The organism is Nocardia amikacinitolerans, from assembly GCF_900215415.1.
Taxonomy (GTDB): domain Bacteria; phylum Actinomycetota; class Actinomycetes; order Mycobacteriales; family Mycobacteriaceae; genus Nocardia; species Nocardia amikacinitolerans.
Genome location: NZ_OBEG01000001.1, coordinates 1,405,895 through 1,425,088 on the forward strand (window position 1 = coordinate 1,405,895; position 19,194 = coordinate 1,425,088).

19 protein-coding genes are annotated in these 19,194 nt (G+C 68.5%); 12 read left to right on the forward strand and 7 right to left on the reverse strand.

What is annotated here, in order from left to right; genetic code table 11:
• Positions 1 to 31 precede the first annotated feature (31 nt).
• The 5 genes from CRP45_RS06505 to CRP45_RS06525 all read left to right on the forward strand — a co-directional run bounded on the left by CRP45_RS06505 (position 32) and on the right by CRP45_RS06525 (position 4,839).
• Positions 32 to 1,150 (forward strand): alpha/beta hydrolase, encoded by a 1,119-nt coding sequence (locus CRP45_RS06505; protein WP_097244194.1) that lies wholly within the window; start codon positions 32 to 34, stop codon positions 1,148 to 1,150.
• A 126-nt stretch (positions 1,151 to 1,276) separates the two neighbouring features.
• On the forward strand, positions 1,277 to 1,927 hold the full coding sequence (locus CRP45_RS06510) for an ABC transporter permease (protein WP_097244195.1): 651 nt from the start codon (positions 1,277 to 1,279) through the stop codon (positions 1,925 to 1,927).
• On the forward strand, positions 1,920 to 3,107 hold the full coding sequence (locus CRP45_RS06515) for an ABC transporter ATP-binding protein (RefSeq protein ID WP_097244196.1): 1,188 nt from the start codon (positions 1,920 to 1,922) through the stop codon (positions 3,105 to 3,107). The genes CRP45_RS06510 and CRP45_RS06515 overlap by 8 nt, the downstream gene beginning before the upstream one ends.
• Positions 3,104 to 3,877: an ABC transporter permease gene (locus CRP45_RS06520; protein ID WP_097244197.1), complete on the forward strand. Its 774-nt coding sequence runs from the start codon at positions 3,104 to 3,106 to the stop codon at positions 3,875 to 3,877. Before CRP45_RS06515 ends, CRP45_RS06520 begins: the two co-directional genes overlap by 4 nt.
• Positions 3,874 to 4,839, forward strand: a complete 966-nt coding sequence (locus tag CRP45_RS06525; protein ID WP_097244198.1) for a glycine betaine ABC transporter substrate-binding protein — start codon at positions 3,874 to 3,876, stop codon at positions 4,837 to 4,839. Before CRP45_RS06520 ends, CRP45_RS06525 begins: the two co-directional genes overlap by 4 nt.
• 74 nt (positions 4,840 to 4,913) lie before the next feature.
• On the opposite strand, the gene CRP45_RS06530 is transcribed toward CRP45_RS06525, so the two are convergent.
• Positions 4,914 to 5,480, reverse strand: coding sequence for a DUF6968 family protein (locus CRP45_RS06530; protein WP_067791836.1), 567 nt, complete (start codon positions 5,478 to 5,480; stop codon positions 4,914 to 4,916).
• A gap of 186 nt (positions 5,481 to 5,666) precedes the next feature.
• Between CRP45_RS06530 and CRP45_RS06535 the strand changes: the two genes are divergently transcribed.
• Positions 5,667 to 5,885 (forward strand): hypothetical protein, encoded by a 219-nt coding sequence (locus CRP45_RS06535; RefSeq protein ID WP_143861361.1) that lies wholly within the window; start codon positions 5,667 to 5,669, stop codon positions 5,883 to 5,885.
• A gap of 400 nt (positions 5,886 to 6,285) precedes the next feature.
• Here CRP45_RS06535 and CRP45_RS06540 read toward each other — a convergent pair whose 3' ends face one another.
• A complete protein-coding gene (locus CRP45_RS06540) occupies positions 6,286 to 7,509 on the reverse strand; it encodes an alkane 1-monooxygenase (protein WP_097244199.1) in 1,224 nt (407 codons plus the stop codon).
• A 528-nt stretch (positions 7,510 to 8,037) separates the two neighbouring features.
• Positions 8,038 to 9,348 carry a lipase family protein gene (locus CRP45_RS06545; protein WP_143861362.1) on the reverse strand — a complete coding sequence of 437 codons (1,311 nt, stop codon included), beginning with the start codon at positions 9,346 to 9,348 and terminating at the stop codon, positions 8,038 to 8,040.
• Between the two features lie 273 nt (positions 9,349 to 9,621).
• Here CRP45_RS06545 and CRP45_RS06550 point away from each other — a divergent pair, with 273 nt between their 5' ends.
• Positions 9,622 to 10,227 carry a ClpP family protease gene (locus CRP45_RS06550; RefSeq protein WP_097244201.1) on the forward strand — a complete coding sequence of 202 codons (606 nt, stop codon included), beginning with the start codon at positions 9,622 to 9,624 and terminating at the stop codon, positions 10,225 to 10,227.
• 73 nt (positions 10,228 to 10,300) lie between these two features.
• Entirely contained in the window at positions 10,301 to 10,894 is a 594-nt protein-coding gene (locus CRP45_RS06555; RefSeq protein ID WP_067791844.1) for a ClpP family protease, read from the forward strand.
• A 5-nt stretch (positions 10,895 to 10,899) separates the two neighbouring features.
• Here the strand turns inward: CRP45_RS06555 and CRP45_RS06560 are convergent, their stop codons facing one another.
• Complete coding sequence (locus tag CRP45_RS06560; RefSeq protein ID WP_097244202.1) at positions 10,900 to 11,268, reverse strand: helix-turn-helix domain-containing protein; 369 nt, start codon at positions 11,266 to 11,268, stop codon at positions 10,900 to 10,902.
• Positions 11,269 to 11,399: 131 nt separating this feature from the next.
• Here CRP45_RS06560 and CRP45_RS06565 point away from each other — a divergent pair, with 131 nt between their 5' ends.
• Both CRP45_RS06565 and CRP45_RS06570 read left to right on the forward strand, forming a co-directional pair.
• Positions 11,400 to 12,059, forward strand: coding sequence for a class I SAM-dependent methyltransferase (locus tag CRP45_RS06565; RefSeq protein ID WP_097244203.1), 660 nt, complete (start codon positions 11,400 to 11,402; stop codon positions 12,057 to 12,059).
• A 121-nt stretch (positions 12,060 to 12,180) separates the two neighbouring features.
• Positions 12,181 to 15,510, forward strand: a complete 3,330-nt coding sequence (locus CRP45_RS06570) for a serine/threonine-protein kinase (RefSeq protein ID WP_097244204.1) — start codon at positions 12,181 to 12,183, stop codon at positions 15,508 to 15,510.
• A gap of 13 nt (positions 15,511 to 15,523) precedes the next feature.
• On the opposite strand, the gene CRP45_RS06575 is transcribed toward CRP45_RS06570, so the two are convergent.
• Positions 15,524 to 16,108: an HdeD family acid-resistance protein gene (locus CRP45_RS06575; RefSeq protein ID WP_097244205.1), complete on the reverse strand. Its 585-nt coding sequence runs from the start codon at positions 16,106 to 16,108 to the stop codon at positions 15,524 to 15,526.
• Between the two features lie 106 nt (positions 16,109 to 16,214).
• On the reverse strand, positions 16,215 to 16,628 hold the full coding sequence (locus tag CRP45_RS06580) for a VOC family protein (RefSeq protein WP_067791859.1): 414 nt from the start codon (positions 16,626 to 16,628) through the stop codon (positions 16,215 to 16,217).
• Between the two features lie 197 nt (positions 16,629 to 16,825).
• On the opposite strand from CRP45_RS06580, the gene CRP45_RS06585 reads away from it, so the two are divergent.
• Entirely contained in the window at positions 16,826 to 17,800 is a 975-nt protein-coding gene (locus CRP45_RS06585) for a glycosyltransferase family 9 protein (RefSeq protein ID WP_097244206.1), read from the forward strand.
• Positions 17,801 to 17,804: 4 nt separating this feature from the next.
• On the opposite strand, the gene CRP45_RS06590 is transcribed toward CRP45_RS06585, so the two are convergent.
• Positions 17,805 to 18,122, reverse strand: coding sequence for an ArsR/SmtB family transcription factor (locus tag CRP45_RS06590; RefSeq protein WP_084483433.1), 318 nt, complete (start codon positions 18,120 to 18,122; stop codon positions 17,805 to 17,807).
• Between the two features lie 183 nt (positions 18,123 to 18,305).
• Between CRP45_RS06590 and CRP45_RS06595 the strand changes: the two genes are divergently transcribed.
• Positions 18,306 to 19,004, forward strand: a complete 699-nt coding sequence (locus CRP45_RS06595) for a M23 family metallopeptidase (RefSeq protein ID WP_097244207.1) — start codon at positions 18,306 to 18,308, stop codon at positions 19,002 to 19,004.
• Positions 19,005 to 19,194: the final 190 nt, after the last annotated feature.

Genomic DNA, 19,194 nt, shown 5'->3' on the forward strand with positions numbered 1-19,194 from the left:
CGGACCAGAACCACGCGAAAGAGGTGCTCCCGTGCCGGTCGATCCCGTCAACCCGGTACCCGCCGTGCCGCGGGCCACGCGGATGGCTGCCGCGGCGGTCCGCGGCTTGCTCCGATTGCCGCATCGCACCAAGCGCGCACTCGCCGGTCCCGCGATTCACCGCGACGGCAACGAGCTCGACCTCGACGCGCAGCTGCTCCTGCGCATCACCCGCGCGCTGCCGAGGCCCGAGCCGGACCCGGTGCGGCTGCGGACCCAAGCGCGGCGGATGGCGGCGATCGGCGCGGGGCGGCGCGCTCCCGTTCGTGTCGACGACACCACCGTCGCCGGTTTCGCCGGGCCGCTGCGGGCGCGGTTCTACGACCCCGGCGCGGCGGACGCCCTGCTCGTCTACTTTCACGGCGGCGGCTGGGTCATCGGCGATCTCGACACCCACGACGGGCTGTGCCGGACGTTGGCGCACACGGCCGGGATTCGGGTCGTCGCAGTCGACTACCGGCTGGCGCCCGAGCATCCCTATCCCGCGGCCATCGACGACGCGGCGGCCGCGTTCCGCGACATCGTCGGCCGCGCGGACGAATTCGGCGTCGCACCGGAACGCGTCGGGGTGGGCGGCGACAGCGCGGGCGGGCACCTGGCGGCGGTGCTGTGCCAACGGATGCGCCGGGAAGGCGGGCCCGCTCCCCTGCTCCAGCTGCTGATCTATCCGCCCACCGACTTGACCGGAAAAGCGGAGTCCCGCAAGACATTCGCGGAGGGCTTCGCGCTGACCAAGGCCGACATCGACTTCTTCGACCGCTGTTTCCTGCCACCCGACCTCGACCGCACCCAACCGGATGTGTCACCCCTGCGCGCCGAAACCACGGCCGGACTCCCCCGGGCCGTCGTGATCACGGCGGGCTTCGATCCGCTGCGCGACGAAGGCGAAGCGTACGCGCACCGGCTGCGAACCGACGGTGTACCCGTCGTACTGCGCCGATTCGACGGCTACATGCACGGTTTCGTCAACAACGCGCTCGCCTTCGGCCCGGCAGTGCACGAGGTCGCGGCTCTGCTCGCCGACGACCTCCCCAGGGCAAGCGACATCTCGACCGACCCCGGAACGGGCGGCGGGCGAGACCGGGCGGCCATGGGTCCCTCCAGTTCGTGAAGTGCCGAGAAGTCCTCTCTGCAACGAATATGCCTTTCGCGCCGGGCGTTTCGGCCGTGCGGACCCACCGCGCCGGGTTAGGGTGCGAGATAGACTCCGGCACAACGCTGTACGGGAGGTTCGGCCCTGGAAGCACTGTGGACGTTCGTCGTCGATCGGCGACATCAGCTGCTCGTCGACTCGTATCTGCATGTCTCGGCGGTGATCCAGTCGCTGCTCGTGGCGGCGGTGATCGCCGTGGTGGTCGGCGTGCTCGTCTACCGCAGCCCGTTCGGTTCGGCGGCGGCGGCGGCCGCGGCGAGCGCGATCCTCACGGTGCCCTCGTTCGCGCTGCTCGGCCTGCTGATCCCGGTGCTTGGGCTCGGCGTCGGTCCGACGGTCACCGCGCTCGTGCTCTACGCGCTGCTGCCCATCCTGCGCAACACCATCGTCGGCCTCGCCGCGGTGGATCCGTCGGTGGTCGACGCGGCACGCGGTGTGGGGATGAACCGGATGCGCGTCCTCGCCGCCATCGAACTCCCGCTGGCATGGCCGTCCATCCTGACCGGGATGCGGGTCAGCACGCAGATGATCATGGGCATCCTCGCGCTCGCCGCGTACGCCAAGGGGCCCGGGCTGGGCAATCTGATCTTCTCCGGGCTGTCCCGGCTCGGCAGTCCCAATGCCGTACCGCAGGCGTTGACCGGCACGGTGCTGATCGTCGTGCTCGCGCTGCTGCTGGACGGCCTCTTCGTCCTCGTGGGACGACTGACCACCTCGAGGGGGGTTCGTGACTGACACCGAGACTGGCGCCAGCGCGGTGTCCGGCGTGCGGATCGTGCTCGACGCGGTCACCAAACAGTATCCGGGACAGCGTGATCCGGCCGTGGACGCGGTGTCGCTGACCATTCCGGCCGGTGAGATCGTCGTCCTCGTCGGACCGTCGGGATGCGGCAAGACAACGACCATGCGGATGATCAACCGGCTGATCGAACCGACCTCCGGCACCATCACCATCGGCGGACGCGACGCCGCGGGGATGAATCCCGATCAGCTGCGCCGCGGCATCGGGTACTCGATCCAGCAGGCCGGGCTCTTCCCGCACATGACGGTGGCCAAGAACATCGCGACCGTCCCCGGGCTGCTCGGCTGGGACCGCGCGCGGATCGCGGCGCGGGTCGACGCGATGCTCGACCTCGTCGGCCTCGATCCGGACACCTTCCGCGGGCGGTATCCGCGCCAGCTCTCCGGCGGGCAACAGCAGCGCGTCGGGGTGGCGCGCGCACTCGCCGCCGACCCGCCGGTGCTGCTCATGGACGAACCGTTCGGCGCGGTCGACCCGATCACCCGAGGGCTGTTGCAGGACGAATTGCTGCGTCTGCAAGCGGAACTCGGCAAGACCATCGTCTTCGTGACCCACGATTTCTCCGAGGCGGTGAAGCTTGGCGACCGGATCGCGGTGCTCGGCGACCGGTCCCGGATTCTCCAGTACGACACCCCCGCCGCGATCCTCGCCGATCCCGCGGACGAGACCGTTGCGGGGTTCGTCGGCGCCGACGCCTCGCTCAAGCAGTTGACGTTGACCCGGGTCGGCGACGTGGAACTGGGCGACTGCCCGACGGCCGGGCAGGACGAACCGGTGGAGACGTTGCGCGCGGCGCTGGCGGGCCGGGAGTGGCCGTGGGCGCTGCTTCTCGACGGGCGCCGACGGCCGGTGCGCTGGGTGTCGGCCGAGCAGCTGACGCACGCGCGGGCGCTGGGCGAGGTGGGCAGCCCGATCGGTCAGACGCTGTCGCTGCGGTCGACCCTGCAGGACGCGCTGGAGGCCCTGCTCGCCGAGCAGACCGCGACCGCGGTCGTCACCGACGCGCGCGGCGAGTACGCGGGACTGATCACGATCGACACGCTGGTCGGGCACCTGTCCGCGTTGCGGGCGCGGCACGGCGGGGATCGGTCCGCGGCCGAGGCGACGCCGTGACCGCCACCGTCACCGCCGCGTCCGCCCCCGCCGCCGCACGCCGAGCCGAGCGGCTGCGACTGCTCGTGCAGCCCGCGCTGGTCCTGGTGCTGGCCGTCGGCGTGCTGGTGTGGGCGTTCCGCAGGGACCTCACCGCCACCCAGCGCGCGAGCATCAACGCGAGCAATATCGCGACCGTCACCTGGCAGCACGTACTGCTCACCGCGACAGTGGTGCTGATCGTGGTGGCGGTGGCGGTGCCGCTCGGCACGCTGCTCACCAGGCCCGGATATCGCCGTCTCGCACCAATTTTCATCGGCGTCGCCAATATCGGCGCGGCCGCGCCCGCCATCGGTCTGATCGTGCTGTGCTACCTGGTGACACGCACCACCGGGTTCTGGATCGGGGTCGCGCCGATCGCCTTCTACACACTGCTTCCGGTGCTGCGCAATACGATACTCGGCTATCAGCAGGTGGATCGGACGCTCGTAGACGCGGGACGCGGCCAGGGCATGTCGGCGGCGACGGTCTTGCGGCGCATCGAGTTTCCGCTGGCCGTGCCGTACATCCTTGCGGGACTGCGCACTTCGCTCGTGTTGGCGGTCGGCACCGTCACGCTGTCGTTCCTGGTCAGTGCGGGCGGGTTGGGGATTCTCATCGACACCGGATACAAGTTGCGCGACAACGTCACCCTGGTGGTCGGCGCGGTGCTCGCGGTGGCGTTGGCCCTGCTCGTCGACTGGCTCGGCGCGCTGGCAGAACGCTTTCTCGGACCGAGGGGCCTGCGATGAGGTGGCTGAGTGTGCTCGCGGTGGCGGCGCTGACGCTTGCCGGATGCGGTCTGGAGTCGGGTGGCGCCGTACCGCTGCGCGTCGGACCCGGCAGCATCCAGCCGGTACCGGAACTCGAGGGGGTCACGATCACCGTGGGTTCCAAGGACTTCAGCGAGCAGAACATCCTCGGCTATCTCATCGAGTTCGCCATGGTGGCGGCGGGCGCCAATGTGCGCGACCTGACCAATATCCAGGGCTCCAACAGCCTTCGGGACGCGCAATTGCACGGCCAGGTCGACGTGGCCTACGACTACACCGGCACCGGCTGGATCAATTACCTCGGCAACGAGATTCCGGAGCCGAGCGAACTCGGGCAGTTCGAGGCGGTCCGGGACGCCGACCGCGCGGAACACGGGATGGTGTGGACGGCGATGGCGCCGATGAACAACACCTACGCCCTGGTGACCAGCAGTCGCACCGCCGAGCAGACCGGCGTCCGGACGCTGTCGGACTACGCGCGGCTGATCGAGACCGACCCCGCCGCGGCCGCCACCTGCGTCGGCACCGAATTCAACGTCCGGCAGGACGGTTATCCGGGAATGGCGCGCAAATACGACATCGACGTCGGCAAGGTGCGCAAGCAGATCATGCAGGACGCCCTCGTCTACCAGGCCACCGCCGACGCCGGCCAGTGCCGCTTCGGCTCGGTCGCCGCGACCGACGGACGCATACCCGCACTGAACCTCGTTCTCCTCCAGGATGATCGAGCGTTCTTCCCGAAGTACAACGCCGCGTTGGTGCTGCGCGCCGACTTCCACGAAGCACATCCGCGGATCGCCGAGATCATGACTCCCATCTCCGCACTGCTCACCAACGAGGTGATCACCGAACTGAACCGCCAGGTCGACGTCGACGGCCGCGAACCCGCCGAGGTCGCGCGCGACTGGCTGGTCGAGCAGGGCTTCGTCACCGCCGAGTAGCGCTGGGTGCTCGAGCCGCTGCTCCTGTGCAGTCGATCGGTCGAAAACCGGTGAGTGCCCGCCACATCGGGGCTCTACGAGAGGCGGCTGATCGGCCAGTCGCCGGGTAGGTCGAGCCAGGCGGCGATCATGCGGATCGCGGTGAGCAGCGCTTGGATTTCGTCGAGGCCGGAGGCTACGGCGTGGCGGCTGCCGTCGATGCGGAACGGGCACACGTAGAACTGGCTGTCGGAGGAGGAGACCGGGCGGCCGATGGTGATGGTGTGTGGGCCGTCGGCGGCGATCAAGGTGCGGATCGCGAGCAGATCGCCCAGCTCGTACTCCATTCCGGGGTCGTGGGTGATGTCGCTTCGGGTGGGTGGCGCGGGGAAGCCGAGTTCGGCGGGTCCGGCGACGGTGAATTGCGCGCCCGCCTCGTTCGCTTGCGTCAGCTGCGCGCCGATCTCCACCAGCGCGCGATACAACGCCGCCAACGCGTCCACCCCGGTGGCCCGCGACTCACCCCAGCCCTGAATTCGGAAGCCGCACACGTCACCTCCGGCGCCCGCGGCCGGGCGCGGCCTGCCGACTTCGATCAGAACCGACCGATCACCGTCTGCGACCATGCGTTTGGCAATCACCTCACCCAGGCGATCGATCACCGGTACACCTCCCGCCTTCCGGCCGATCCGCCGGACATGTTGCGCCCGTTCGTTCCACAGCGACGGTCCTCGTGATACCCGGCCAAAAGCGGGATTAACCGGCCGCCGCCCTTGTGATACGGAACCAGAAGCGCCAGTCACGTTTTGGTCACGGCCAGGAGGGGTACCACAACCGGCATGACTCCGATGAACGATCGACCTGCACAGATCGTCGGCATCGAACGCGGAACCGCCGTGCTCGGCGGCATCATCGCGCTGGCTCTCGGCTGCGGAGTAGCGGTCATGACCGGGTCCCTATCCGCGGCACTCGGTTCCTTCGCCGCCGTCTGCATCGGCATGATCGTGCTGGTGCCCCCGATCGGCCGACCATCCCGCCGACCAACCAATTCCGTTCGCTTTTCCTGACTTTCACCGGCGGTGCTCCGCGCTGACGAAACCCCGCAGTGCGCACCTCACCTGACGGCCCACCGCCGTCCTACCGGTCGAAGTCACGGGAACAGACCGAACCCCACCACGAACCGCCGACCACCATTCGACCACCGTCGACAGAGGATTCGACGGTGGTCGAATGGTGGCCCGAGCACTCCGATTCAGCTCCCCCAACCGCCGGCCGCCGATCCGTCGGTCGGCACGCGGCCCGTCCGAGCCGGACTTCGCGTGACCCGACTCGCTCAGAACCAGCCGCGGCTGAACCGATCCGGCATCGAGATCGCACCGCGCCGGTGATCGGTCAATGCCAGGAGCACGTCCCACGCCGGACCGATGGCAAGACAGTTGTCACGTGGCGCAGCACCGCATGCGCTTGTCACAGGCCCGACTGGTCATCGTCCTCGACGTCGACCGTGAGGGTACGTGCCGGGGTCAGCGGTGCGCGTAGCTGCGAGGACTCGGGTTTGGGGGTGCGTTTGGCGGGGCGTTTGCAGTTGACGAGACTTATATCGCCGTTGTAGTGGGCGAGGACCCGGTGGTCCATGACGGCGCGCCAGAGTGGGGGTATCGCGGCGAGGACGACCATGGTGGCGTAGCCAGCGGGTAGCTGGGGGGCCTGTTGCGAACTGCGCAGCGTTTGATAGCGGCGGCCCGGGTTCGCGTGATGGTCGCTGTGGCGCTGCAGGTGGAACAGGAAGATGTTGGTGACGAGGCGGTCGCTGTTCCAGCTGTCGCGCGGCGAGCAGCGCACGTAGTTGCCGTTCGGGCGGCGGGCGCGCAGCAGACCGTAGTGCTCGACGTAGTTCACCGTCTCCAGCAGGCAGGCGCCGATCAGCGCCTGCAGCGCAAGGAAGGGGATCACCATCGGGCCGAAGAGCACGATCATCGTCCCGAACAGCGCGAAGCTCATCGCCCATGCGTGCAGCAGATGGTTCTCCAGGGTGAACCACCGTTTGCCCTTGCGGGACAGGCGTTCCCGCTCCAAGGCCAACGCCGAGCGGAACCCACCGAACATACTGCGCGGCAGGAACTCCCACAGGGACTCGCCGAACCGGCCGCTCGCCGGGTCCTCCGGCGTCGCGACGCGCACGTGGTGGCCGCGGGTGTGCTCGACGAAGAAGTGACCGTAACCGGACTGCGCGAGAGCGATTTTCGCCAGCCACCGCTCCAGGTTCTCGACCCGGTGACCGAGCTCGTGCGCGGCGTTGATGCCGATACCGGACACCACGCCGAGGGTCACGGCAAGCCCGAGCTTGTCCGCGAGGCTCAATTCCGTTCTGGACCACAGGTATCCCGCGATCATCAGTCCGATGAACTGCATCGGCAGGAAAAGGTATGTGCACCAACGATAATAACGATCGTTGGACAATGCCTCGTAGTCCTCGTCACGTGGATTGCTTCCGTCGTCACCCACCGCCCAGTCGAGCAGTGGAATGGCCACGAACACGATGATCGGACCGATCCACCAAAACAGTTCCAGCCCAGTATGAGCCACCAATTGTGAGGGAAGTAGTGCGCACCCCGGTGCGATCAATCCGAATACCCAGAGGTACCGCTTGGGGTCGCGTGCTTGCGTATTTTTGAAGACAGTCATAGCCATCCCGCTGATCCAACAGAACAACACCCGACAGAGTGTGCCGCAGAAAACGGTTACGCTAAACTCGTCGCTCCAGGATAGCGGTTTTCCAGCAGCAATCCAGCAAACCGGAAAAATCGTCCCCTGACCGGGTGGTTTCGCAACCGATATCGCGCACCGGCGATCGGTCGCGGCGGACAGACCCGAGATCGGTATGCCGGACGACTTCTCGACCCGCGAACCGCGTGACGTACTGGGAAAACCCCGCATACGGCCAGCCGACCGGGAACGAGATCGACGAACTCGCCCCGAGCTCGAGCCGCTGTCAACGGCCACTGGAAGATGCGGGCGCGCGCAATCGTCGCGATATCGCAACGAAATGACGACTTTCCGTACACCGCGATAACCTCCCCCACGCGAAATCTCGGCAACCATGCCGCGCAGCCGATTCGCGCCGTTCTCCCCCGAACACGAACGAATGCGCGGCACAAACAGGACACCGTCCGCCCCAGCGGGATACGTCCGGTGCCCGAATGTGCCGCGCATCCGCTGCTACGGCAGCGCCCCGCAGTTGGTCGGGGCCGGAGCATCCGAGAGCCGATCCATGATCCACTGCTGGGAGGCGATCAGCGCCGGGAAGAACGCGAGCACGTGGGTGCCGACAATCCCGGACATGCTGGGGATCTGACCGTTCGCCTCCAGCTGAACCGGCACGCCGCGGCTGCACCAGCCGGCCGCCATGGCGTGGATGGGCGGGAACGGCGCGCCCTCGTCGTTCACCGCCGAGGCGACGAGCACGGGCACCTGCGGGGTGAGTCCGCCGACGATCTGCTCGTCGAATACCTGCTTCAACGCCGGGTTCTGGTCGATCACGGCGGTCAGCGGCTGCCCGCTCGCGGTCCACTGGGACGTGTGCCCGTGCAACTGGGCCAGACCCATGGGGACGGCGCACTTGCCGAGCGATTCGTTCAGAATCGCCTTGCCGGTGTCGTTGAGCTCGGCGTCGAGCACCGGACGGACCGACGGGTAGTTGGCGGCCATGCCGTTGAGGATCCAGGCGTATGTCGGCCCCATGGCGGCCCGGCCGTCGTTGTACCCGATGAAGAACTGGTCGTCCACGACAGGGCCGCCGACGTAGGCGCCGCGGACGTTCAGCTCAGGCGCGTAGTCCGGCTGGAGTTCGGCCGCGCCCGCGGAGGCCATGCCGCCCTGGGAGTATCCGTAGAGGATGACCGGCGCGTTCGGGCCGAGGCCGCTGCCCGGCAGCTGCAGCGCCGCGCGCGCGGAGTCCAGCAAGGCGTGCGCTTGCGACTTGCGGTTGAGGAAGTCGTGCACCGCGGGCGTGCCGAGGCCGTGGTAATCGGTGATCACCACCGACATGCCGCGCGACAGCAGCGTGGTGATTGCGAGCAGGTCGTACTCGAAGATCACGTCACCGGGCGGCTGGTAGGAGACGACCTGCGACAGCAGCTTCGAGGGCGCGCACTGATCGCCCTGCCCCTTGGTGCCGCCCGCGTACGCGACCAGCGGACGCTCGCCAGGACCGAGCCACGGCACCGCGGGCTCGAGATACGTGCCCACCACGGCGGTCGGCGCGTCTTGGGCATCGTTGCTGACGTACATCAGTCGGGTCGCGCGCGCCGGGACCATTCCGGGTTGTCCGGGAGCCGACAGCGCCACCACCGATGGTTCCGCGCGCAGGATATTGCCCGGTGCACCGCCGACCGGCGGCGGAACATAGAAATCGGCGACGGCTTCCGCCGCCGGATTCGTCCACGCGGGTGGTGCGGAAATCGCCCCGCCGCCGACCACGGTGAGGGTTCCCGTCAAAACTGCGGCCAAGCTGAGTATTCGACTCCTCACGATCCGATCCTTCCTTCGATTGGGAAGAGCCCTGGCATCTAGAATCGGATATCGAGATTATCCGTACTGCGGCCTTCAGGCAGGCACAACGCGCGCCGTATTTCCGTGAAAGGCGGTTCCGAGCGCCGATTTCCCGGCACGGCGCCGACAATCCCGCCGAAATCACATGTTTCGTGGCGTCATCCGAATACCCGCCTTCCGCGCTGCTGTGAGCAGATCCGCCCAGGGCAGCGACGGCGGATTTCCACCGTCCGGCTGGGGCACGGTGGACGCATGGCTCACGACGACAAGACCCCGCTGTTCAGCTGGCGCGCCAGAGAGCAACTGCTCGGCCGCCGCATCCTGGTGCTCGACGGACCCCTCGACGACGACAACGGAACGCTGCTTGCCACGCAGTTGCTGACCCTCGCCGCCGAGAACGACGAAGCGGGCATCTCGCTGTGGATCCACTCGCCGGGCGGCTCGGTGCCCGCCATGCTCGCGATCCGCGACGTCATGCGGCTCGTGCCGTGCGAGGTGTCCACGCTCGCTCTCGGATTGGCGTGCAGTGCAGGACAATTCCTGCTCTCGTCGGGCAGCCGAGGCAAGCGCTTCGCGCTGCCGCACGCCAGGATCCTGATGCACCAGGGTTCGGCGGGGATCGCGGGCACGGCCGTCGACGTGGAGGTCCAGGCCGACGACCTGCGCCACACCGTGGAAACGGTGCTGGGCCTGATCGCCGCCGACACCGGCCAGCCCTACGAACGGATCTACGAGGACTCCCTGCACGACCGGTGGTTCACCGCGGCGCAGGCCAAGGAGTACGGATTCGTCGACCACATCGTCGACAACTTCGGACAGGTCGTCCCCCAACGTCAGCGAATCGGGATCACGGCATGAGCGAACGAAGTGAGCGAATCATGTGCCAGCGTGCCGTGCACATGCCGGAGCCGAGCGCCAGCGAGGCGCAGGCATGAGCACCTACACCATTCCCAATGTCATCGCCCAGCATCCGCGCGGCGGCGAGCGCATCACCGACATCTACTCGCACCTGCTCGCCGAACGCATCGTCTACCTGGGCACGCCGATCGACTCCGGCGTCGCCAACGCGCTGATCGCCCAGCTGCTGCACCTGGAATCGGAGAGTCCCGAACAGGAGATCCAGTTCTACATCAACTGCGAGGGCGGCGACCTGACCTCCATGCTCGCGATCTACGACACCATCCAGCACATCGGCGCGCCCGTGCACACCACCTGCGTCGGCCAAGCCATCGCCGTCGGCGCGGTGCTGCTCGCGGGCGGTGCGCCGGGGCGCCGCGCGATGCTCCCGCACGCCAGGGTGGTGCTGCATCAGCCCGCGGCGCGCGGCCAGGGCGCGATTCCGGACCTGATCCTGCAGGCCGACGAACTCGTGCGGATGCGGGCCGAGATCGAGTCGATCCTGGCCAGGCACACCGGGCAATCGGTGGAGCGGCTGCGCCACGACACCGACCGGGACCGCGTCTTCACCGCGCAGGCGGCCATCGACTACGGACTGGTCGACACCGTGCTGCAGCCGCGGGGATGACCGGCTCAGGCCGCGCGGACCAGCAGGGTCGGCGCGGCCTCGGACCGCCGCTGGTAGGCGCGCTGCCGCCCGAGCAGTTCGTCGGCGACCTGCTCGGTCAGCCCGCCGAGGGTGGTGCCGAGCGCACCGGCCAACGCCGCGATCATCTCGCTGGACGGCTCCTTGCGCCCCCGCTCGATCTCCGAAAGGTACTGCGGCGAGATGCCCGCCCGGCCCGCGGTTTCCACGAGCGTCTCGCGCTGTTCCTGCCGCAGCGCGCGCAACCGTTCGCCGAGCGCCTCGCGCCACAGCGGTTCCGGAGCGGACGGCGCGGGTCGGCGAGTTCGGTCGTCGCGGCCACCGGGGATCGAGTGCAGTCTCGGATGCTCGGTCATGGGAGGAAGCGTACGTTTCGCACCACGGTGTTCGGCTAGTCATTACGCTGTGGGCGTACGGGATCGGCGCGGTCGCCGCCACCGCACCGGACCCTTGACCTCAACCCCGGTTCAGGGTGCACGCTGGGAGCATGACTCAGGCTCCGGAATTCTGGAACACCGTCTACGACAACGACACCGCCCCCTGGGTGATCGGGGAACCGCAACCGGCGATCCTCGCCCTCGAACGGGACGGCTTGATCAGCGGCCGGGTGCTCGATCCCGGCACCGGCGCGGGCGAGCACACCATCGCGCTGACGAAACTGGGCTACGACGTGCTCGGCGTGGATCTGTCACCGAGCGCGATCGCCTACGCCCGGCGCAACGCCGCGGACAAGGGCGTCCCGAATGCCCGGTTCGAGGTGGTCGACGTGCTCACGCTCGCCGATTCGGACGACGATCGGCTCGGCGTCTTCGACACGGTGGTCGACAGCGCCCTTTTCCATGTCTTCGGCACCGAACCCGACGCGCGTGGCGCCTATGTGCGCGGTTTGCACCGGGTGTGCAAGCCAGGCGGACTCGTGCACGTCCTCGCGCTGTCGGACACCGAGGAGGGTTTCGGCCCGCGCATCAGCGATTCGGTGATCCGGGAATCGTTCGCGGGCGAGGGCTGGGAACTCGAAGACCTCGTCCCCTCCACCTATCGCGGGCGGGTCACCGAAGTGGTGGCCGAGGACGCGGCCCGCCTCGACCTGCCCACCGAGGGCCCGGTCGACGTGGTCGCGTGGCTGGCGCGTATCCGGCGGATCTGAGCGGAGCCGGTCCGATGCGGTCCGCGGCCGTGGTCGCGGACCGATCCGGAGTTATCCTCGGGAAGCAGGAACCGACCCGTAGCGCCGGGTCACCAGAGCTCGCCCGGAATCGAGGCCGACGATGGCCGACATGCAGCCGACACAGCGCAGTCCGTCCTCCGGCGTCGTCGCGGACTTGAACACCGAAGGGTTCGAGGAGGCGGAGGAGATCGGGCGCGGCGGCTTCGGCGTCGTATACCGCTGCAGGCAACCCGACCTGGACCGGATCGTGGCCGTGAAGGTGCTGACCTCGGATCTCGACGCGGAGAGCATGCAGCGGTTCATCCGGGAACAGCAGGCCATGGGACGGCTGTCCGGCCACCCGCACATCGCGGACGTCTTCCAGGTCGGCACCACCGGCGACGGGCACCCGTACCTGGTCATGCCGTACCACGCGCGCGGCTCGCTGGAGCAGCGGATCAGGAACTTCGGCCCGCTCGATTGGACCGCGACGCTACGACTCGGCGTCAAGATGGCCGGGGCGCTCGAGGCCGCGCACCGGGTCGGCACCCTGCATCGCGACGTGAAGCCCGGCAACATCCTGATCACCGACTACGGCGAGCCGCAGCTGACCGACTTCGGCATCGCGCGCATCACCGGCGGCTTTCGGACGACGACCGGAATCATCACGGGCTCACCGGCTTTCACCGCCCCGGAAGTGCTGCGCGGTGAGCCGTCGACGCCCGCCTCCGATGTGTACAGCCTCGGCGCGACGCTGTTCTGCGCGCTGACCGGCCACGTCGCGTACGAGCGCCGCACCGGCGAACAGGTACTCGCCCATTTCCTCCGGGTCGCCGCGCAGCCGGTCCCCGATCTGCGCGCGGAGGGCATGCCCGACGATGTCTGCGCCGCCATCGAGCACGCCATGGCGGGCGACCCGGCGCAGCGACCGGAGTCGGCGCTCGCCCTCGGCGACGAACTGCGCTCGGTGCAGCAGCACCGCGGGGTGCCGGTCGACGTGATGGTGCTACCGATCGGTCCCGGCCCGCGGAAGACGCCGCCCGCCCCGATGGTTCACCACCGGGAACGACCCACCGCTCCCCCGACCCCGGCGACGAAGTATCGCCCGCCGACCCCGGCCCGGACGCCCATCATCAGGAAACGCCTGCTCGATCTGCTTCGCTCGGGTTCGCGCAAGCGGCTGACGTTCATCCACGCGCCGAGCGGCTTCGGCAAGACCACGCTCGCGGCCCAATGGCGCGACGAGCTCGCGAACGCGGGCACGCCGGTCGCCTGGCTGACCGTCGACGAGGACGACAACAACGCCGCCTGGTTCCTCGCACACCTGGTGGAGGCCATTCGCGGCCCGCGCCCCAACCTCGCCGACGACCTCGATCGCGTGCTCGAGGCCCATCCCGACGACGCCGAGCGGTACGTGCTCACCGCGCTGATCGATGATCTGCACTCGCACGACGACCGGATCACCGTCGTGCTGGACGACTGGCAACGGGTGACCGACGAATCCTCGCTGGCGGCCATCCGTTTCCTGGTCGAGCACGGTTGCCACCACCTGCCGATCATCGTCACGAGCACGTCCCGCTCCGGAGTTCCGTTGAGCCGGCTGCGCATCGACGGTGAGCTGGAGGAAATCGATTCGGGCGCACTGCGTTTCGATGTCGACGAGGTGCGGCACTTCCTGGCGGAGGCAGGGCTGCGCTTGTCGGACGCCGATGTCGAAGCACTGACGGAGACAACGGACGGCTGGGCCGCCGCGCTGCAATTGGCGGTGTTGTCGCTGCGCGCGGGCGACGATCCGGCGCACCTGGTCGACAGCTTGTCCGCCCACGCCGACATCGCCGAGTTCCTCGCGGAGAACGTGCTGAACGCGCTGGAACCGGACCTCCTCGAATTCCTCACCAGGACTTCGATATGCGGGCGAATCTGCGGGCCGCTCGCGTCCGCGGTCACGGGTGACGAGCACGGACGCGCGCTGCTGGAGGACGTCGAGGACCGCGGGTTGTTCCTGCAACGCATCGACCCGAATCGCGAATGGTTCCGCTACCACCAGCTTTTCGCGGGATATCTGCGACGCCGCCTGGAACGGGATCGTCCCGAGGAGATCGAAGCGCTGCACTATCGGGCGTCGGAGTGGTTCGCGCGGCACGAGTTGCTCAACGAGGCGGTCGATCACGCGTTGGCCGCAGGAAACCCGGACCGCGCCGCCGATCTCATCGAGCAAGGCGGCGGGTACCTGCTGGAGCGATCCAGGATGACGACACTGGTGGGCATCGTGGCCAAGCTGCCAGCACGGTCGATCCAGTCGCGGCCCCGTATCCAACTGTTCCTCGCCTGGGTGAATCTCGTCCTGCGCAAAACGGAACCCGGCGTCGCGGCGCTTGCCCGCTTCTCGGCCGCGCTCGACGAGGCCGAGTTGACCGACGCCGAACGAGCGGACCTGCACGCCGAGGCCGATGTGCTCGCGGGCACCAGGGAGATGTTCGCCGATCGAATCGAGGAGGGCGACCGCCTGATCCGCGCCGTGCTTGCACGCCTCGACGACTTCTCACCGCGGGTGGCCGGAGTGGCGGTCAACATCGCCGCCATCGCCGCGATCCACCGCTTCGACTTCGACGCCGCGCGCCGATGGCAGCAGCGGGCCGTGCCGTATCACGATGCGACGGGCCCCTTCCTCCGGGTGTACGGCCGCTGCTTCGCGGGCATCGCCGAGCGGGAGCAACTGCTGATCCCGGCGGCCGACGAGGCGTTCCGCGAGGCGGTGGAATTCGCGGCGACGACCATGGGCCCGCACTCGCACGCGGCGCGGCTCGCGAGCGCGCTGCTCGGCGAATTACGTTACGAGACAGGCGATGTGGACACGGCGGCGGAATTGCTTCTGGAGAGTCTCGGCTTGGCGGACGAAGGCGGCGGCGGCGTCGATTTCATGATCGCCACCTATGCGACGGGAGCGCGGGTCGAAGCCGCCCGTGGCGATCTCCGGGCGGCCGCGAATCGGTTGGCCGACGGTATGGCGAGCGCCGAGCGGATGGCGCTGCCGCGCCTCGCGGCCCGGTTGCGCAACGAGCGAATTCGATTGGGACTCGGCCTCACCCGCGGCGAGATCGAGCGCCTCGTTGGTCCGCGAGAACTCCGGCACGACGACGGCATCGCCACGCTCATCGCCGAGATCGACGAAGACTCGGCGGTTCGGCTGCTGCTCACGGCCTACCCGCCGGACCGGTACGACGAGGCGTGCGAGCGAGCGCGCGCCCTGCTGACGAGCATCGAGTCCGCACCTCGCCCGCTCGCCGCGGTGCGCGCCCGATTGCTGCTCGGCACCGCGCTACGCCGCGCGGGCCGGACGGAGGAGGCGGAGCGGGAGCTGTCCGCCGCGGTGTCGAGGTGTGACGAGGCGGGGCTCGTTCGTCTGCCGATCGATGCGACGCGTGACCTGCCCGGTCCCGACGCCCGCTGACCGCTTCAAGCGATCAAGCGGTGGCTTCGGTCAGACGCCCGAAGTCCTTGCGGACACCGAAGGCGGTGACGATCTCCATGATGCCGAGCACGATCAGCCAGATGCCCGCGACCAGAGTCAGGGTGGCCACCGAACTGACCGGCCAGATGATCAGCACGACACCGGCGATCGCGGTGATCACGCCGAAGAAGCCCTGCCAGCCGCGTCCTGGCATGCCGGGATCGGAGGCGGCGGCCACCAGCATGGCCACGCCGCGGAACAGCCAGCCGATACCGATCCACAGCCCGAGCAGCAGGATCGAGGCGAGTTCGTCGCGGAAGCAGAACACGCCGATGATGATCGACAGCACGCCGCTGAGGAAGTACAGCACCCGCATGCCCGCGCTCTTAGTCGCGCCGAAGGCGGCCACCAGCTGCAGTACACCGGAGATCACCAGGTAGATGCCGAAGAGGATGCCCGCGACCAGCAGGGTCTTGTCCGGCCACACCAGAATCAATACACCGATGATCACCGTGAGGACACCGGTGACCAGAACGGCTTGCCAGGCGCTCTTCGCGAGCGTCTGAACAGGTCCATCGACCACGCTGTTTGTCGTCATGACCAGATGTTATGCCGTGCGGCACAGGTTTTCTGGACATTTGCTACACACCGCACGGCGGATACTTCCCGCCGCCGACTCGCTCGAGCCCGCGGCGCGACGTCGATCAGTCCCCTGGCGCGACGATGTTCACCATCCACGCGACGCCGAACTTGTCGCGGCACATGCCGAATTCGTCGCCCCACATCTGCTTCTCCAGCGGAACGGTGACCACGCCGCCCGCGGTCAGCTTGTCCCAGTAGCCGCGCAGCTCGTCGGCGTCGTCGCCGCTGAGGCTGATCGAGATGCTGCTGCCCGGCTGGTATTCCATGCCGGGCGGGGTGTCCGACGCCATCAGCGTGAACCCGCTCGGCGTCTCCAACTGGCCGTGCATGACCAGTTCGGCGCCTGGCGATTCCTTGTCGCCGAACTCGCCGAAGGTGTTCACGGCAAGGGTGCCGCCGAACACTTCGCGATAGAACTCGAGGGCCGGGCGCGCGTTGTCGCCGAAGCCGAGGTACGGGTTGAGCTTGGAGACCATGGGATGCTCCTTAGCTGTAGTTGCCGCCACGTGCGAGGGTACTGCCGCACCGCCGAGAGTGGCGTGGATAACGCTCGACGGGCTTCACGTTTACCGCCCGAGCGCCATGGGAAGTCATCCGTAAGTGGCTCTCGTCGTTTGGACAGTTGCGGGGTGGGGGTCGCATTTCGTGAGTCTCGGGTGGCTAGGAGAAGAGGGTGGCGGTTGTACTCGTGCTACAGGCACGCGGACTCGGTGATCTGCTCACCGCGGTCCCGGCGCTGCGCGCGCTGCGTCGAGCCAAGCCGAGCGACCAGATCGTTCTCGCCGCGCCGCACCGGCTCAAGCCGATCGTCGACCTGATCACCTCGGTGGACTCCATGGTCCCCACCCCCGACGTGAGCGCGCTGCGCTGGGACGGACCGCCGCCGCAGCTGGCGGTGAACCTGCACGGGCCGAGCGCCGAGAGCGTCGTCGAGCTGGTCAAGACCGACCCGGCGCGGATACTGACCTACCGCAACCCGGCCTTCCCCGAACTCGAGGGCCCGATCTGGCAGCCGGACATGCACGACGTGGAGCGGTGGTGTCACCTGCTCGAATCCGACGGCATCGTGGCCGACCGGCGCAACCTGGGTCTCGTGCCGCCCGTGTCCACCAACAGCCGCCGCGACTGCGTCGTCGTGCACGTCGGAGCGGGCGCTCCCGCGCGGCGCTGGCCACCGGACCGGTTCGCCGCGGTCGTGCGGCACCTGCTTGTGCTCGGCCGCGAGGTGGTGCTCACCGGCGACGAGTTCGAGCGGGACATCGCGCTGAACGTCGCCGCACGGGCCGGACTCTCCCAGGCGAACGTGCTCGCGGGCGAGCAGAACCTCATCGACCTCGCGGCCACGGTCGCCGAGGCCGCGCTGGTCCTCAGCGGTGACACGGGCGTCGCGCGGCTGGCCACGGCCTTCGGCACCCGCACCGTCCTGTTGTTCGGTCCGACGCCGCCGCGCTGGGGCGGACCGCCCCCGCACCTGCTTGCCAGGCACATCGTGCTGTGGTCGGGTCAGATGGGCGATCGGTATGCCGATACGCCGGATCCCGGTCTGTTGCGTATCGGGGTGGGCGAGGTCGTCGGCGCGGTCGAGAAGCAGCTCAATCAGCGCAACTCCGCCGCGGCGCGCCGCCCGACCTACCGCAGGGTGGGCTGAGGACTCACCGCTCGGCGCGCGCTTCGCTCAGCGCGGCCGCGTACGCCGCCAGCGCGCTCGGCCAGAACTGTTCGAGGTAGTCGCGCGCGTCGCCGAGTCCGCGCGGATCGAGCGTGTACACCCGGCGGGTCCCCTCCGCACGCACCATGACCAGCCGTGCCGCCCGCAGCACCTTCAGGTGCTGGGAGACCGCCGAGCTGCTCACGCCGACCAGGTCGGCCAGCTCCCCCACCGACCTCGGCGCATGCGGCAGCGCCTCGAAAATCGCCCGCCTCGTCGGCTCGGCCAGCGCCTCCAGTGCCCGAACTCCGTTAGTCGCCACTTAAACATTGTGATCAACTAGCAATTAGCTGGTCAAGATCGCCTATTACCCAATATTCCCAGGTCGATAACGCAGGCTCGCTCTTCAGTTATCTCTTCGTGACACACGAGCTGGGCTTTTACCGATCTGTGACTGTAGCCACAAGATAACGATTCGACTATCACGGTCCGTTAGCTTCGAGTCATGCCCGTGACCGATCTGTTATCTGCTCTTCGGCCCGGCGCGACTCGCTCTCGCCGGCACCGTGTCGCCACCCGTGCGGTGGCCGTCTCCGCCGCCGTAGGCGCCTCTCTCGGCGTCCTCGCCGCGGCCAACCCCGATGAGGCGTCCGCACCCGCGGCCGCCGAGACCTCCGCGAGCTCGAGCGCCATCCAGTACGCCGCGTTCGACCCGGCTCCGGCGCCCGAGGCCGTGGCCTGGGGCGAGCACCGCGCCGCTCAGGAAGCTGTTCCGCCGCCGCCCGCTCCCGAACCCGTCCGCCCGCACACCGTCCGCCCCGTCGAAGGCCGGCTGACCTCCACCTTCGGCGCCCGCTGGGGCGCACAGCACAACGGGCTCGACTTCGGCGACCCGATCGGCGCCCCGATCTTCTCCGTCACCGACGGCATCGTGATCGAGACCGGTCCCGCCTCCGGCTTCGGCCTGTGGGTGCGAGTCCAGCAGGACGACGGCACCGTCGGAGTCTACGGACACGTCAACGACATCCTCGTCGAGGTCGGCCAGCAGGTCAGCGCGGGCGACGTGATCGCCACCGTCGGTAACCGTGGCCAGTCCACCGGACCGCACCTGCACTACGAAGTGCACGATCCCGCTCTCGGCCCGATCGACCCGATGCCGTGGCTCGCCGCCCGAGGCATCCACGTGGGGTTCGCCGAGGAGTGATCCTCCCTCGGGTTCGCGAGCCCGATGAGGGGCTCGCGAATCCCCGCCGGTCGTCACTCCCGGCAGCCATGCCCGCGAACAGCGCCGTTCGCGGGCATGTGCGTTCTCCCGCCGCTCCCCCCGCCCCGGGGTGGGCGGCGGAGTCGTCTGATACTCCGGTACGAGACGCGAATAGCGCTGCGGCGGGACG